The sequence below is a fragment of the Arabiibacter massiliensis genome (assembly GCF_902386925.1).
Taxonomy (GTDB): Bacteria; Actinomycetota; Coriobacteriia; order Coriobacteriales; family Eggerthellaceae; genus Arabiibacter; species Arabiibacter massiliensis.
Genome location: NZ_LR698996.1, coordinates 602,011 through 616,208, shown reverse-complemented (window position 1 = coordinate 616,208; position 14,198 = coordinate 602,011). Strand labels below are relative to the sequence as shown.

At 70.0% G+C, this 14,198-nt stretch carries 13 protein-coding genes; 7 read left to right on the top strand and 6 right to left on the bottom strand.

Annotated elements, in window-relative coordinates; genetic code table 11:
• Positions 1-4 precede the first annotated feature (4 nt).
• Both FX134_RS02665 and FX134_RS02660 read right to left on the bottom strand, forming a co-directional pair.
• Positions 5-223: a cation transporter gene (locus tag FX134_RS02665; protein WP_080797416.1), complete on the bottom strand. Its 219-nt coding sequence runs from the start codon at positions 221-223 to the stop codon at positions 5-7.
• A gap of 83 nt (positions 224-306) precedes the next feature.
• Positions 307-699 carry an ArsR/SmtB family transcription factor gene (locus FX134_RS02660; RefSeq protein WP_080797415.1) on the bottom strand — a complete coding sequence of 131 codons (393 nt, stop codon included), beginning with the start codon at positions 697-699 and terminating at the stop codon, positions 307-309.
• Positions 700-865: 166 nt separating this feature from the next.
• Here FX134_RS02660 and FX134_RS02655 point away from each other — a divergent pair, with 166 nt between their 5' ends.
• The 3 genes from FX134_RS02655 (at position 866) to FX134_RS02645 (ending at position 3,387) form a co-directional block, all read left to right on the top strand.
• On the top strand, positions 866-1,486 hold the full coding sequence (locus FX134_RS02655) for an ATP-binding protein (protein ID WP_080797414.1): 621 nt from the start codon (positions 866-868) through the stop codon (positions 1,484-1,486).
• A gap of 127 nt (positions 1,487-1,613) precedes the next feature.
• Positions 1,614-2,492 (top strand): AraC family transcriptional regulator, encoded by an 879-nt coding sequence (locus FX134_RS02650; RefSeq protein ID WP_080797413.1) that lies wholly within the window; start codon positions 1,614-1,616, stop codon positions 2,490-2,492.
• Between the two features lies 1 nt (position 2,493).
• Positions 2,494-3,387, top strand: coding sequence for a DMT family transporter (locus FX134_RS02645; RefSeq protein ID WP_080797412.1), 894 nt, complete (start codon positions 2,494-2,496; stop codon positions 3,385-3,387).
• A gap of 80 nt (positions 3,388-3,467) precedes the next feature.
• Here the strand turns inward: FX134_RS02645 and FX134_RS02640 are convergent, their stop codons facing one another.
• Entirely contained in the window at positions 3,468-4,127 is a 660-nt protein-coding gene (locus tag FX134_RS02640) for an SOS response-associated peptidase (protein ID WP_080797411.1), read from the bottom strand.
• Positions 4,128-4,145: 18 nt separating this feature from the next.
• The gene (locus tag FX134_RS02635; protein WP_080797410.1) at positions 4,146-4,706 is read right to left on the bottom strand and encodes a DUF308 domain-containing protein; all 561 of its coding nucleotides are present in this window, start codon (positions 4,704-4,706) and stop codon (positions 4,146-4,148) included.
• A 143-nt stretch (positions 4,707-4,849) separates the two neighbouring features.
• On the opposite strand from FX134_RS02635, the gene FX134_RS02630 reads away from it, so the two are divergent.
• Together FX134_RS02630 and FX134_RS02625 are read left to right on the top strand one after the other, a co-directional pair.
• The gene (locus FX134_RS02630) at positions 4,850-5,155 is read left to right on the top strand and encodes a metal-sensing transcriptional repressor (protein ID WP_325063573.1); all 306 of its coding nucleotides are present in this window, start codon (positions 4,850-4,852) and stop codon (positions 5,153-5,155) included.
• Between the two features lie 128 nt (positions 5,156-5,283).
• Positions 5,284-7,827 carry a heavy metal translocating P-type ATPase gene (locus FX134_RS02625; protein ID WP_080797408.1) on the top strand — a complete coding sequence of 848 codons (2,544 nt, stop codon included), beginning with the start codon at positions 5,284-5,286 and terminating at the stop codon, positions 7,825-7,827.
• A 128-nt stretch (positions 7,828-7,955) separates the two neighbouring features.
• Here FX134_RS02625 and FX134_RS02620 read toward each other — a convergent pair whose 3' ends face one another.
• Positions 7,956-9,092, bottom strand: a complete 1,137-nt coding sequence (locus FX134_RS02620; protein WP_080797407.1) for a pyridoxal phosphate-dependent aminotransferase — start codon at positions 9,090-9,092, stop codon at positions 7,956-7,958.
• Between the two features lie 104 nt (positions 9,093-9,196).
• Here FX134_RS02620 and dinB point away from each other — a divergent pair, with 104 nt between their 5' ends.
• On the top strand, positions 9,197-10,525 hold the full coding sequence (dinB, locus tag FX134_RS02615) for a DNA polymerase IV (protein WP_080797406.1): 1,329 nt from the start codon (positions 9,197-9,199) through the stop codon (positions 10,523-10,525).
• Between the two features lie 89 nt (positions 10,526-10,614).
• On the opposite strand, the gene FX134_RS02610 is transcribed toward dinB, so the two are convergent.
• Entirely contained in the window at positions 10,615-11,493 is an 879-nt protein-coding gene (locus FX134_RS02610; RefSeq protein ID WP_080797405.1) for a DegV family protein, read from the bottom strand.
• A 384-nt stretch (positions 11,494-11,877) separates the two neighbouring features.
• Between FX134_RS02610 and FX134_RS02605 the strand changes: the two genes are divergently transcribed.
• Positions 11,878-14,148: a hypothetical protein gene (locus tag FX134_RS02605; protein WP_080797404.1), complete on the top strand. Its 2,271-nt coding sequence runs from the start codon at positions 11,878-11,880 to the stop codon at positions 14,146-14,148.
• Positions 14,149-14,198 lie beyond the last annotated feature (50 nt).

Genomic DNA, 14,198 nt, shown 5'->3' with positions numbered 1-14,198 from the left:
GGTTTTAGTGCAGGATGACGCAGTCGGGCTCGATCTTGGCGCAGACGCGCTGCGCCTCGTCGAGGATGGCGTCGAAGCGCTCGTCGTCGGCGTCCAGCACGAGCTTCTGCGTCATGAAGCTGATCGTGGCGCTGTTCACGCCGTCGATGTCCTTGATGGCGTTCTCCATCTTGGCGGCGCAGTTCGCGCAGTCGAGGTCCTGGAGCTTGAATGCCTTGCGCATGGTGGTTCCTTTCGTTGATTGTCATCCTGAGCGGAGCGCGAAGCGCGGAGTCGAAGGATCCCGCGCGGCGCCAGCCGGATGGGCTATTCGCAGATGTGGGTCATGCCTTGGGCGAGCATCGTGTACACGTGGTCGTCCGAGAGCGAGTAGATCACGTTCTTGCCGTCGCGCTGGAACTTGACGAGGCGCGCCTGCTTGAGGGTTCGCAGCTGGTGCGACACGGCGCTTTGCGTGGCGCCGATGAGGTCGGCCAGGTCGGCCACGCACAGCTCGCGCGCCATGAGCGCGTAGAGGATCTTGATGCGCGTGGTGTCGCCGAACGTCTTGAACAGGTCGGCCAGATCGTAGAGCAGCTCCTCGTCGGGCAGGCCCTCCGGCGGATGGTCGGGCGTCGGATGCTCCGCGCTGCCGCAGGCGCAGCCGTTGTCGTGCGCGCTCGCGGCTCCGGCCGCCTCGTTCGCTTCATCTCTCTTCATGGTCACATCCTAACATATGATCAACTGTTCATAAGTATAGGCACGAGAACGCCGCTGTCAAGGGGTCTCGGCGGGTATTTTCCCCGTGGCGTTGGATTTCCAACAGAGCGCCCGAGCGGCCCTGTGCTATGCTCGCGGCAGACAACGGCGAGCGGGAAGGAAACCCATGAAGCGGAAGATCATCGAGATAGACGAGGCGGCCTGCAACGGCTGCGGACTGTGCGCGAGCGCGTGCCACGAGGGCGCGATAGGCCTGGTGGGCGGCAAGGCGCGCCTTCTGCGCGACGACTACTGCGACGGGTTGGGCGACTGCCTTCCCGCGTGCCCGACCGGCGCCATCACCTTCGTGGAGCGCGAGGCCGCGGCCTACGACGAGGCCGCCGTGCAGGCGGCGAAGCAGGCCCTGCGCGCGGGATCGTCCGAGCTGACGACGTGGCCCGTCCAGATCAAGCTCGCGCCCGTGCAGGCTCCGTACTTCGCCGGGGCGCGCCTGCTCGTGGCGGCCGACTGCACCGCCTTCGCCTACGCCGGGTTCCACCGCGACTTCATGCGCGGGTGCGTCACGCTCGTCGGCTGCCCGAAGCTCGACGGGGTGGACTACGCGGAGAAGCTCTCCGCCATCCTCGCCGGCAATGATGTGGCTTCGGTCACGGTGGCGCGCATGCAGGTGCCTTGCTGCGGCGGCCTGGAGCACGCCGTCCGCGCCGCCGTCGCGCGCAGCGGCAAGGACGTTCCCGTCGACGTGGCTGTCATCTCCACGCAAGGCGAGCTGCTCGAGCGCCGCTGATCCGGCGAATCGTACGGATGTTTCACATGAAACATCCGACCGGCCTCGCGGGCTCGTCCGCAATTTCGTTCAAGCGCGCTCCATCAGGACGTGGTATCGTTCTCATCTTGGACGAGAGGCAGGGTGCATGGAGACGCTTGAGGAATGGAACGCGCGCGCGGACGTGGCGGGTGCGCGCCTGGCCGACCCCGACATGGGGGCGGAGCATCGCCGCATCGCGCCGTATCCCGCGTGCCCGGGCGTCGAGCTCGTGACGCTCGAGGGCATCGTGCAGCCGTTCCCCCTGCATTTCCACGGGTTCTGGACCGTCGGGCAGATCGTGCGCGGGCGGCGGCGCACCGTCTGCCGCGGCGAGGAGCGGGTGCTCGGCCCCGGCGACCTGGTCCTCTTCGGACCCGGCGAGGTGCACGGCTGCCAGCCGGTGGGGGAGGAGCCGCTCTTCTACCGCAGCGTGGTGGTGCCCGACGAGCTGTTCGAGGTCCCGCGCGGGGCCCGCTTCTCGCGCGCGTTCGTCCGCGACCCTGAACTGGCCGAAGCCGTCGCGCGCGTCTATGCCCTGGCCTCGGACGAGTCCGCCGAGGCGCTCGAGCGGCAGGAGGCCCTCGCCGCTCTCGTCGGCCGGGCGGCCGCGCATTGCGACGCGCCCGCAGGGGAGGACGACGCGCCCCTCGGCGAGGCGGTCGAGCGCGCCCGCGCCCTCCTCGATGAGAGCCTGGTCACCGGCGTCTCGCTCGACGAACTCGCACAGGCCGCGGGCCTGTCGCGCTACCACTTCCTGCGCGTATTCTCGGCCCGGGCCGGCCTCACGCCGCACCGCTACCTGCAGGCCGCCCGCGCGAACCGCGCACGCTCGCTGCTGGCCGCGGGCGCGACGCCTGCCGAGGCGGCGGCCGGCGCCGGGTTCTCCGACCAGGCGCACATGACGCGCGTGTTCAAGGCGCTCTTCGGCCTCACGCCGGCGCGCTACCGGGCCGCCGCGGACCGCGCGGCCGGGAGGGGCCGCTAGCATGGGCGCCCCGACCCAGGCGCGCGGGCACGTCTACGCGCTGGTCACGGTGCTCGTGTGGGCCGTCACCTTCGTGTCCACGAAGGTGCTGCTCGTCCATCTCGCGCCCATCGAGATCCTCTTCTTCCGCTTCGTCATCGGCTTTGCGGCGCTCGCCGCGCTGCGTCCGCGCCGCCTGCGCGTGGAGGGCCTCGCGCAGGAGAAGTGGTTCATGCTGGCCGGCGCCACGGGCGTGACCCTGTACTATCTGCTGGAGAACATCGCGCTCACGTTCACCACCGCCTCCATCGTGGGCGTGGTGGTGGCCGCCGCGCCCCTGTTCACGGGCATCCTGTCGGCCGTCGTGCTGAAGGAGCGCCTGCACGCGCCGTTCTTCCTCGGGTTCGTGCTGGCCATGGCGGGCGTGTGCCTGGTGAGCTTCGCTGGGTCGGGCGTGGGCGCGGAGGGCATGGGCGGGACGGGGCTCGTCGGCATGGCCCTCGCGCTGGCCGCAGCCGCCACGTGGGCCGTCTACTCCGTGGTGACGAAGAAGGTGGCGGCGTTCGGCTTCGACAGCATCCTGGTGACGCGCCGCACGTTCGCCTGGGGCCTGCTGTTCATGGTGCCCACGCTGCCTTTCTTGGGTTTCTCGCCGGACTGGGCCTCGCTCGGCGCGCTCGAGATGTGGGGCAACCTGGTGTTTCTAGGCCTGGGGGCGAGCGCGCTCTGCTTCGTCACGTGGAACCTGGCGGTGCGCGCGCTCGGGCCGGTGCGCACGAGCCTCTACATCTACCTCGTGCCGGCGCTCACCGTGCTGGCCTCGGCCGCCGTCCTGGGCGACCCGCTCACGCCGCCCGTCATCCTGGGCGTGGTCCTTACCATCGGCGGCCTGCTCCTCTCCGAGCGCGGGAAGTAGCCGCGCGCCCTCCCGATGTTTCACGTGAAACATCGGTTCGCGCGTACGAATGTTTCACGTGAAACATTCAGCCCCTCTTGTCATTTTGAGCGGGCGAGCGCGAGCGCGCTGCGGTCGACGAGCCCTGCGAGGTCGCCGGCCAGCCAGTCGGCCGACTCGGCGGCGTCGAGCGCGAGCGGCATGCGGTCGTGCACGGGCGCTACGGCGGCATTCGGCTCCGTGGTGACCAGCGAGAAGCGCCCCTGGTCGTGGATGCCGGCCAGCAGAAGCGGCGCGCCGTCGGGCCGCTCGAAGGCGTACTGGCGCTTCACGGGCTTGCCGGTGCGCGGGCTGGGGACCGTCTCGCTCCCGTGCGACTCGAAGAACGCGCGCGCCGGCACGATGCAGCGCCTGCGCGCGAGCGACTCGGCCCACATGCACGACGGATCGTCGAGCGCCGTCTCGATGCGCGTGTTGAACACGGGACCGCGCTTCCACGGCACCTCGAATCCCCAGGTCATGTCGGCCACGGCCAACTGCGCCCCGCAGCCCGTGGGCGCGATGAGCGCCACAGTGGAGGAGGGGAAGGCCTCGCGCGCGGCCCCGCCGGCCGGGTCGGCAGGCTGCGACAGGAAGGGCCGGTACGCCTCCAGCGGGTCGAGCGACGCCAGCTCGCCTTCGCGTCCCTGCAGGTCGCGCGCGATCTCGCGGGCGATGGCCATCACCTCGTCGCGGTCGATCATGATGAAGCGCCGGCACATGCGAAAAGCCCCCTCGCGCTACGCTTCCGCTTCCAGCCGGAGCCTGCCCTGCTCGCGGTGCAGCTTGAAGGGGTAGATGATAAGCTCCACGCCCAGCAGGAGCAGGTGGTGCTCGATGTTGGCGAACGGGTTCAGGATGAGCAGCACCGCCAGCACCAGCTCGAACACGCAGATGGCGAGCGAGAGCAGGAAGGGCTCCTTCGCCTTGATGCTGCCGATGATGTCGTCGAACTCGCCGGCGCCCTTCTCCAGGCCCAGCAGCCCCCAGATGATGCCGATGAACGTGGTGGAGTTCGCGCCGTGCACGACGGTGACCAGGCCCAGCACCACCAGCACGATGGCCGCGCCCACGCTGGTCTCGCCGGCCTCCAGGTTCCGCTCGCGCGCCACGGCCACGATGCTGCCCGCGCCGGAGAGCACCATGGGAACGCCGAGCAGCCACGGAAGCGCCTCTTCGGCATAGGCGGGCAGGAGCAGGCAGAACAGCCCGACGAACGGCAGTAGCAGGATAGCCGCGATGGCCACCTTCTGGCTGAGCTTGATCTCCTTGACGTCTTTCACGGAATGGACGGTGGTCATGGGGTTCCTTTCAGCGGGTCGAGCATTGTACCACGCCGGCGGATTTCTTCGCGGAAAACCCTTGACGATACCCCTGTAGGGTATATACTGACCGACGAGACAAGATGCCCCCAGGGGGTATGCGAGGCGAAGGGAGGCCCGGGATGGGCGAGGAGGCGTGCTGCTGCCACCGCAAGGAGACGCCGCGCTCCGAAGAGCTGCAGGGCGATCTGCACCGGCGGCTCAACCGCGCGATAGGCCAGCTCAACGGCGTGAAGGCCATGATCGACGACAACCGCTACTGCGGAGATGTGCTCACGCAGCTCGCAGCGGCGGAGAGCGCCGTGCACCGCGTGTCGGCCCTTCTGCTGCAGGACCATCTGGAGACATGCGTGGTGGAGCAGATCCAGCGCGGCAACGTGGAAGTGGTCGACGAGGTCATGCAGCTCCTCCAGAAGTTCTCCCGCTAGCGAAGCGCCGATTGATGGCGCGCTCGCATCCCGCCGTAGGGCAAGGGCAGAGCCCTTGCCCTACAAGTCAACCATAGCACGGGAATGTTTCACGTGAAACATCCGTACGTATTACGAAAGGAACGCTCGTGAAGCAGACGTTCGACGTGACCGGCATGACCTGCGCGGCGTGCTCGGCGCGCGTGGAGAAGGCGACGCGCGCCGTGGACGGCGTGGCCGACGTGGCCGTGAACCTGCTGAAGAACAGCATGGAGGTGGAGCTCGACGGCGCGCCCGGCGCCATCGAGGCCGTCACGGCCGCCGTGGAGAAGGCGGGCTACGGCGCCTTCCCGCGCGCGGCTCGCGGCGCCGCGCCCGCAGCCCGCGCGGCCCAGGCGCGCCCCGTGGCCGACGCCGCCGCCGAGGCCCGCCGCGTGCGCACGCGGCTCATCGTGTCCGCCGTGTTCACCGTGCCGCTGTTCTACCTGTCGATGGGCCACATGTTCGGCTGGCCGCTGCCCGGGTTCTTCCTCGGCGACCAGAACGTGATGACGTTCGCGTTCACGCAGTTCCTGCTGCTCCTGCCCGTCATCTTCGTCAACTTCAAGTTCTTTCGCGTGGGCTTCAAGACGCTCTTCCGCGGCGCGCCCAACATGGACTCGCTCATCGCGCTCGGCTCCACGGCCTCCACGGCCTACGGCGTCTACGCCATCTACAAGATAGGCGCCGCGCTGGGCGCGGGCGACCTGCACGCCTCGCATATGGCCGCCATGGACCTCTACTTCGAGTCGGCGGCGATGATCCTCACGCTCATCACGCTGGGCAAGTGGTTCGAGGCGCGCGCGAAGGGCAAGACCACCGACGCCATCGCCAAGCTCATGGACCTCGCGCCGAAGGAGGCCGTGCGCCTCGTCGACGGCCGCGAGGAGCGCGTGCCGGCCGACGACGTGCGCCAAGGCGACGTGCTGGTGGTGCGCGCCGGCGAGGCCGTGCCGGTCGACGGCACCGTGCTCGAGGGCGCGGGCACGCTCGACGAGTCGGTGATCACCGGCGAGAGCGTGCCGGTGGATAAGCGCCCCGGCGACCAGGTGACCGGTGCCACGATGAACCGCACGGGCTGGTTCAGCATGCGCGCCGACCGCGTGGGCGACGACACCACGCTCGCGGGCATCATCAGGCTCGTCGACGAGGCCACCTCCACGAAGGCCCCCATCGAGAAGGCGGCCGACAGGATCTCGGGCGTGTTCGTGCCGGCGGTCATCGTCATCGCGCTCGTCGCCTTCGCCGCGTGGATGCTCGGCGGCTCGACGTTCGAGACGGCGCTCACCCACGCCGTCAGCGTGCTCGTCATCTCGTGCCCGTGCGCGCTGGGGCTGGCCACGCCCACGGCCATCATGGTGGGGACGGGCCGCGGCGCGCAAAGCGGCATCCTCGTCAAGTCGGCCAAGGCGCTCGAGACGGCCCACGCCGTGCGCACCGCCGTGCTCGACAAGACCGGCACGGTCACCGAGGGCGCGCCGAGCGTGACCGACGTGCTGAGCGCGCCGGGCGTCGCGAAGGAGCGCCTGCTCGAGCTGGCCGTGTCCATCGAGGGCCGCTCCGAGCACCCGCTCGCGCGCGCCGTGGTGGAGCATGCCCGCGCCCAGGGGGCCTACCCGCTCATCGTCGAGGCGTTCGAGCAGGCGCCCGGCGAGGGGGTGTCCGCGCTCGTGGACGACCGCCCGTCGCTCGCCGGCAACCTGCGCATGATGGAGGCGCGCGGCGTCGCCGCGGGCGCGCTGGCCGACGAGGCCGCGCGGCTGGCCGACGAGGGCAAGACGCCGCTGTTCTTCGCGCAGGACGGCAAGCTTCTGGGCGTCGTCGCCGTGGCCGACACGGTGAAGCCCACGAGCGCCGCGGCCATCCGCGAGCTTCGCGCCATGGGTGTGCGCACCGTCATGCTCACCGGCGACAACGAGCGCACGGCCGCCGCCATCCAGCGCGAGGTGGGCGCCGACGAGGTGGTGGCGGGCGTGCTTCCGCAAGGCAAGGAGCGCGAGATCCGCCGCCTCGCCGAGCAGGGTCGCGTGGCCATGGTGGGCGACGGCATCAACGACGCGCCCGCCCTCGCGCGCGCCGACGTCGGGATAGCCATCGGTGCCGGCACCGACGTGGCCATCGAGAGCGCCGACGTCGTGCTCATGCGAAGCGACCTACTGGACGTGCCCGCCGCCATCCAGCTCTCGCGCGCCACCATGCGCAACATCAAGCAGAACCTGTTCTGGGCCCTCGCGTACAACGCCGTGTGCATCCCCGTGGCCGCCGGCGCGCTCTCGGCGTGGGGCGTGAACCTCAACCCCATGATCGCGGCCGCCGCCATGTCCCTGAGCTCGGTGTGCGTGGTCACGAATGCGCTGCGCCTGCGCGGATGGAAGCCGAGCCTGCCGGAGGTGCCGACGGCCGCGCCGGATGCGCCCGTCGTGGAAAGCAAACCCGAAGAGAAGGAGAAGACCATGGAGAAGACCCTGCACGTGGAGGGCATGATGTGCCAGCATTGCGTCGCGCATGTGAAGAAGGCCCTCGAGGCCGTTGACGGCGTGGAGGAGGCCGTCGTGGACCTCGACGCCAAGACCGCCGTGGCGAAGATGGCCCGCGACGTTCCGGAGGAGGCCCTGGCCGCCGCCATCGCAGACGCCGGCTACGAGGTGAAGTAGCCCCCCTTGTCATCCTGAGCGCGCCAGCGCGGAGTCGAAGGATCTTCAACCGAGCGCCCCGTGCGCTGCCGAAGATCCTTCGACTCCGCGCTGGCGCGCTTCGCTCGCTCAGGATGACAAACTGCCTTCTAGCAGCCGATGATGATCTCGCGCAGGGCGGCGATGAGCTTCTCGTTGTCCTCGCGCGTGCGCACGGCCACGCAGAAGTAGCGGCCGTCGTCGAGGCCCGGCGTGCCCTCCAGCTTGCGGATGAGGAACCCGGCCAGCTGCAGGCGGCTCGCCAGCTCGTCGGCGCTCTGCACGCCGAGGGCCAGGTCAGGGCCGTTGTCGAACGAGCACATGACGTAGTTCGCCTCGGCGGGATAGATGTCGATGCCCGGGATGAGGTTGAGCATGCACTGCAACCACGGTATCTCCGAGTCCAGAAACTCGCGCGTGCGTTCCAGATGCGCCGTCTCGGAGAGCGCCAAGTCGCCGATGACCTCGGCGAACATCGGCACGGCCGATGAGTCGTAGAAGCGCGCGATCTGCGCGATGGTGTCGGGATGCGCGATGCAGTAGCTGATGGGGATGCCCGGCATGGCGAACGGCTCGCAGAACGAGCGCACCACCACGAGGTTGCGGTGCTCGGACACGAGCGGCACCATGCTCTCGCCGCCCAGCGTGAGCTCGATGGAGCGCTCGTCCACCACCACCCAGCCGCACGCCTCCAGATACGAGCGCAGCGTCGGCTGCGGCAGCAGGCGGCTCGTGGGGTAGCCGGGGTTCGCCAGCACGGCGGCGTCGAAGCGGATGCCGTGGCGCTCGGCGGCGGCAGGGTCGGGGATGACGAACCCGCCGGGGCTCGCTATCTCCACCACGCGGTGCCCGGCGTTGCCGGCGGCCAGCGCGTACTCCACCGGGCCCGGCACGGCCACGCCCACGGTGCACGGCTGGTAGGTCTGCGCGATGGCGCGCACCATGTCGCCCACGGTGGAGCCCACCAGAAACGAGTCCACGGGCAGGCCGTACTTGCGGGCCAGCACGCTGCGCAGCGCGTGGGCCTCGCGGTCGGGCGGGTAGTTGAGCTCGCCGGCGGCCAGCGCGGATTCCATGGCGCGGATGAACGAGGGGGGAGTGCCCAGCGGGTTGGCCGTGCCCGAGAAGTCGATCCAGTTCATCTCGGTGCGCAGCTCGTAGGGCGGCGAGAGCAGCTGCTCGGGCAGGGCGGTCACGCACGCGCGCACGCCGGATCGCGCGCCGGTGTCTCGCTGCGTCATCGTCATGTCTCTCCCTCCCTGGGTTTCCGCCTCGCGATTCGAGGCAAGGAATGAATATCCTAGCACATGTCCGCGGCGGGCGTGGACGGCGTGGTAGACTTATTCGCGCCATGGCACGCGAATTCCCACATACCGATCTGCACGGCGCCGATGCCTCGGCGGACGGCGGGCTGCCCCTCGAGCCCTGGGAAGGGCCGGCCATCCTGCTCGTCGACCTGGACGCGTTCTTCGCCTCGGTGGAGCAGCTCGACCATCCCGCCTGGCGCGGCAAGCCCGTCATCGTGGGCGGCGACCCCGACAAGCACGGCGTGGTGTCCACCGCCTCCTACGAGGCGCGGCCTTTCGGCGTGAGAAGCGCCATGCCCTCGTCCACCGCCAAGCGCCTGTGCCCGGACGCCATCTGGACGCACGGGCACTTCGACCGCTACCGCGAGATGTCCGATGCCATCATGGACATCCTGCGCGCCGAGACGCCCCACGTGCAGCAGGTGAGCATCGACGAGGCGTTCCTCGACGTCACCCCCACGTCCGTGAACCGCGAGCACCCCGCGCGCGTGGCCCAGCGCATCCAGCGGCGCGTGGAGGAGCTGGGCGTGACGTGCTCGGTGGGCGTGGGCACGTCGAAGACCATCGCGAAGATCGCTTCCGACATGGACAAGCCGCGAGGCCTCACCGTGGTCTACCCCGGCGGCGAGCGCGACTTCCTGGCCCCGCTGCCCGTGCGGACGATGAGCGGCATCGGCGCGGCGGCCGAGGAGAAGCTTGCGTCGCGCGGCATCCGCACGTTGGGGCAGCTAGCCGACGCAGACCTGCGCATGCTCGAGCGCGTGTTCGGCAAGCTGGGGCGCGTAATGCACGTGCGGGCGAACGGCGGCGACGACGCGCCCGTGGAGCAGGACGACGCGGTGAAGTCGGTGTCGAACGAGATGACGTTCGCGCACGACCTCACGCGCCGCGAGGACGTGGAGGCCGCCATCGCCACGATGGCCGCGAAGGTGGGCCGCCGCCTGCGCCGCAAGGGCCTGCGCGGGCGCACGCTCGCGCTGCGCGTGAAGTTCGACGACCTGAGCGTGCGCTCGGTGCAGCGCCAGCTGCCGCGTCCGAGCGACGACGAGCTGGCCTACACGCCGCTGCTCTACGCCATGGTGGACGAGATGTGGCGACCCGGCACGCCGCTGCGCCTCGTCGGCGTGGGCATGAGCGGCTTCGCGGAGGAGGGCGCCGTGCAGGAGAGCCTCTTCGACCTGTCCGAGGCCGCGCCGTGCGACGCCGACGTCGAGCCCGTCGTGCGCGACGAGCGCAAGCGCCGCGGCCTCATCGAGGCCACCGACCTCGTGAAGGACCGCTTCGGCGAGGCCGCCGTCCGCTTCGGCCACGAGCTGCGCAACGAGGAGAACACCACCGGCTCCTCCTCCAAGAACCCCGCCGACTACAAATGAGGGCATTGTCGCCCGAAAAACACGCCTCAGCGTTGAAAAGCGTGTTTTTCGGGCGACAATGCGTTGTGGAATAGGGGTTTGCGAGCTCCTTAGCGCTGGTCGGCCAGGAAGAACAGGGCCATCGTGCCGGGGCCGGAGTGGGCGCCGATGACGGGGTCGACGTAGTTGATGACGACCTCCTTCACGCCGAAGCGCTCGCGCACCTGCTCGGCCACGTACTCAGCCTCCTCCAGGCAGTCGCCGTGCGTGATGAACACCATCTGCTCGTCGATGGGCTGGACGGCGCTCTTCACCATGTGGTCCACGAGCGCGTTGAGCGACTTCTTGCGCCCGCGCACCTTCTCGAGCGGGATGAGATGCCCTTCGTCGTCCACGTGCATGACCGGCTTGATGTTGAGCATCGTGCCCGCCCAGGCCGCCGTCTTCGACACGCGCCCGCCGCGGAACAGGAACATGAGGTCGTCCACCGTGAACCAGTGGGCCAGGTGCAGCTTGTTCTGCTCCACCCAGTCGCGCACCTCCTCGATGGTGGCGCCGGCGCGGGCGCGCTGCACGGCGTGCCACACCAGCAGACCCTCGCCGCCGGAGGCCGCCAGCGTGTCCACGGCGAGCAACGTGCGCTCGGGGAACTCGGCGGCCAGGTCGCGGATGAGCAGCTCGGTGGCCTCGAACGTGCCGGAAAGGCCGCTCGAGAAGCCCAGGTACAGGATGTCGCGCCCCTGCTCCAGAAGGCCGCGCATGAGCGCCTCGGAGTCGGCCAGGTTCGGCAGCGACGTGGTGATCACCTTGCCCTCGCGCATCATGGTGTAGAACTGCGCCAGGTCGGTGTGCTCGCCTTTGAGATAGCTCTGGTACTGCTCGCCATCCACCATGAAGGTGAGGGGCAGGATATGCAGCCCGAAGTCGTCGATCATCTCCTCGACGAGGTTGCTGCTGGAATCGGTGACGATCTCGAAGCTCATGGGCATGGCGCGGTCCTTCCTCTATGTTCGAGCGCGCCGGCGTGAAGCGGCCGGCGGCCATTGCGCACAACAGATAAAAGTATAGCGGTTCGCTGCCCGCTCGGCGACGCGATTTTTCTCGCGCAGGGCGGCGGTCCGAGGCGAACTGGCAGGATTTTTCGGCTGTGGCGCAGATCGGGCGGGTTTTCGAGGTCTCGGGCGCTCATGGGCGAGCGTTTCCCCAGGTCGCGGAAATCGCGGACGCGCCGCGCGTGCCACAGCCGCACATTCCTGCCGCTTCGTCCCGAGGCCGCTCCCGCGGCGCGCATGGATCCTGGCGGTTACGCGGCCGCCTCCCGTGCTAGAATGGGGCGCATACGGTATGCGCGCGAACAGGGACGGGGGCTCGCCATGGAGGCTTTGAGAACGAGGGGGTCCGGCCTTCTGCGGGCCGGCGCGCTCGCGGCGCTCCTCGCCGCGTTTCTGGGGTTGCCTCTCGCGCAGACGGCCCACGCGGCCGACCTCGGCTTCAACGTGTCGGGCGGCAGCGCGGGCGTCGACTACACCTACGATGCCGGCGTCCTCACCGTGGTAGGCGAGGCACCGCTCGCCGTGTCCCTGGCCGGGGACGCAACCGCCGACCGCATCGTGGTCGACCCCGGCGAGGGCAGGACCGCGCGCCTCACGCTCGATGGCGTGCGCATCGACGTCATCTCCCTCGGAGAGGCCGCCTTCCTCGTCGAGTCCGGAGGCCTCGACCTCGTCCTTGCCGGCGACAGCTCCCTGAAGTCGGGAGGAGGGCATGCCGGCCTGGAGAACGGGGTGAGGCCGCTTTGCATCTCGGGCGACGGCAGGCTTTTCGCGCAGGGCCCTGGCGCCGGCATCGGCGGCGGAGACGGCGACGGATCGAACATCACCATAAAAAGCGGCGAAGTTGTAGCCAATGGCGGCTGCGCCGGCATTGGCGGCGGCTACGACGGAAGCGGCACATACATAACTATCGAAGGCGGCACGATCGTAGCTAACGGCGGCTGTGCCGGCATTGGCGGCGGCTACGACGGCGACGGCGCGAACATCACCATCTCTGGCGGCGTGGTCGTTGCTACGGGTAGCATGTACGCCGCTGGCATCGGCGGCAGCTTCAACGGCAACGGTTCGTATATCGCTATCACGGGTGGAACCGTCACAGCTACGGGTGGCGAGTTCGCCGCCGGAATCGGCAGCGGCCGCGGTCTCGGCAACGGCTCGGACATCACCATATCGGGGGGCATGGTCACGGCCACGGGAGGTTTCGGTGGCGCTGGTATCGGCGGTGGCGATTGCAACGGCGAAGCCAACTGTGCCAACGGCACGAACATCGCCATCACGGGCGGCACGGTCATAGCCACAGGCGGGGAGTGTGCCGCCGGCATCGGCGGGGGCTATAGCTGGAGCGGCCACGGCTCTGGAGGCGTCGGATCGGGTATCGCTATTTCAGACGGAAAGGTCACAGCTGTAGGCGGTCCGTATGGCGCCGGCATCGGCGGAGGCTGCGATAGCGACGGCTTTCATATCGCCATCACGGGCGGTGATGTTGCAGCTACGGGCGGCGACGAAGGCTCCGGTATCGGCGGTGCCGCCGATGGAAACGGCCTGGGCATAACCGTCTCGGGCGGCACGGTCGCGGCCACGGGCGGCATATACGCCGCCGGAATCGGCGGCGGCTCCGGCCTCGATGCCAATCTTGACCCGGGCATCGGCGGCATCGGCTCCGGCATCGCGATCGAGGGCGGGTTCGTCTCGGCGGTGCCGGGGGAGAACGCGCAGGCCATCGGCGGCGGCTCCGGGGCGGCGGAGCGCGAGGACCCCTCCCTCACCGGCGGGTTCTTCGCGGATGCGGCGCGCGACTGGGCGGGCAACAGGGTCTACGGCGTGGCGCCCGCGCGGGGCTTCGCCGCGGCGGAGAACCGGGACGCGGCCACGTCGGCCGCCTACCCGGTGCGCGTGCTTCCCATGGCCGCCCTCGAGCTGGCCGCCGACGCCCGGCTCTCCTACGACGGCGCGGCACCCGCCGCCTCCGAGGTCGTGGAGGCCGCCCGCTACGGCGAAACCGACGCCCTCGGCTCGGTGGCGTTCGAGCACCGGGCGGCCGGCGGCACCTCCTGGGAGCCCGGCCTGCCCTCTGCCGCCGGGACCTACCGCGTGCGCGCGGCGCTCCCCGAGAAGGAGGTGGGCGGCGCCCTCTACGCCGCCGCCACGGCCGAGGGCGGCCTCGTCATCGCCCCCGCGGCCTTCTCGTATCGCGTCGACGACCGGGAGGTTATTGTCGGCTCGCGCCTCTCGGACGTCGCGGTCCCGGCTGCTGCCGCGGGCGTGAACGGCGAGGCGGTGGAGGGCTCGCTCACCTGGTACGCCGACGCCGCCCGCTCGGCGCCCCTTCTCGGCGACTGGGAGTTCTCGGGCGAGGCGGGAGCCGCGGCCACGCTCTACTGGCGCTTCGCCCCCGACGCCTCCGAGGTCAACTACGCCCCCGAGCCCGTCTCCGGCCAGACGACTTTCACCCTCGTCGCGCGGCCGGCCGGGGGAGCGTCCGCGCCGAAGCCCCTTCCCGGGACCGGCGACCCGCTCGGGCCCGCGGCCCTCGCGGCCCTCGCCTCGGCCGCGGCCGCCGGCGCGGCCCTGCGCCGCGCGCGCAGGCGGTAGGCGGGCGCCGCCTTGTCATCCTGGGCGAGCGAAGCGAGTCGAAGGATCCC

Coding starts and splice junctions, on each gene's coding strand:
- FX134_RS02640 (WP_080797411.1), bottom strand. CDS start 4,127: ATGTGCCGGCGCTTCATCATGATCGACCGCGACGAGGTGATGGCCATC.
- FX134_RS02655 (WP_080797414.1), top strand. CDS start 866: ATGAAGCGGAAGATCATCGAGATAGACGAGGCGGCCTGCAACGGCTGC.
- FX134_RS02620 (WP_080797407.1), bottom strand. CDS start 9,092: ATGACGATGACGCAGCGAGACACCGGCGCGCGATCCGGCGTGCGCGCG.
- FX134_RS02665 (WP_080797416.1), bottom strand. CDS start 223: ATGCGCAAGGCATTCAAGCTCCAGGACCTCGACTGCGCGAACTGCGCC.
- FX134_RS02635 (WP_080797410.1), bottom strand. CDS start 4,706: ATGACCACCGTCCATTCCGTGAAAGACGTCAAGGAGATCAAGCTCAGC.
- FX134_RS02630 (WP_325063573.1), top strand. CDS start 4,850: ATGGGCGAGGAGGCGTGCTGCTGCCACCGCAAGGAGACGCCGCGCTCC.
- dinB (WP_080797406.1), top strand. CDS start 9,197: ATGGCACGCGAATTCCCACATACCGATCTGCACGGCGCCGATGCCTCG.
- FX134_RS02605 (WP_080797404.1), top strand. CDS start 11,878: ATGGAGGCTTTGAGAACGAGGGGGTCCGGCCTTCTGCGGGCCGGCGCG.
- FX134_RS02650 (WP_080797413.1), top strand. CDS start 1,614: ATGGAGACGCTTGAGGAATGGAACGCGCGCGCGGACGTGGCGGGTGCG.
- FX134_RS02660 (WP_080797415.1), bottom strand. CDS start 699: ATGAAGAGAGATGAAGCGAACGAGGCGGCCGGAGCCGCGAGCGCGCAC.
- FX134_RS02610 (WP_080797405.1), bottom strand. CDS start 11,493: ATGCCCATGAGCTTCGAGATCGTCACCGATTCCAGCAGCAACCTCGTC.
- FX134_RS02645 (WP_080797412.1), top strand. CDS start 2,494: ATGGGCGCCCCGACCCAGGCGCGCGGGCACGTCTACGCGCTGGTCACG.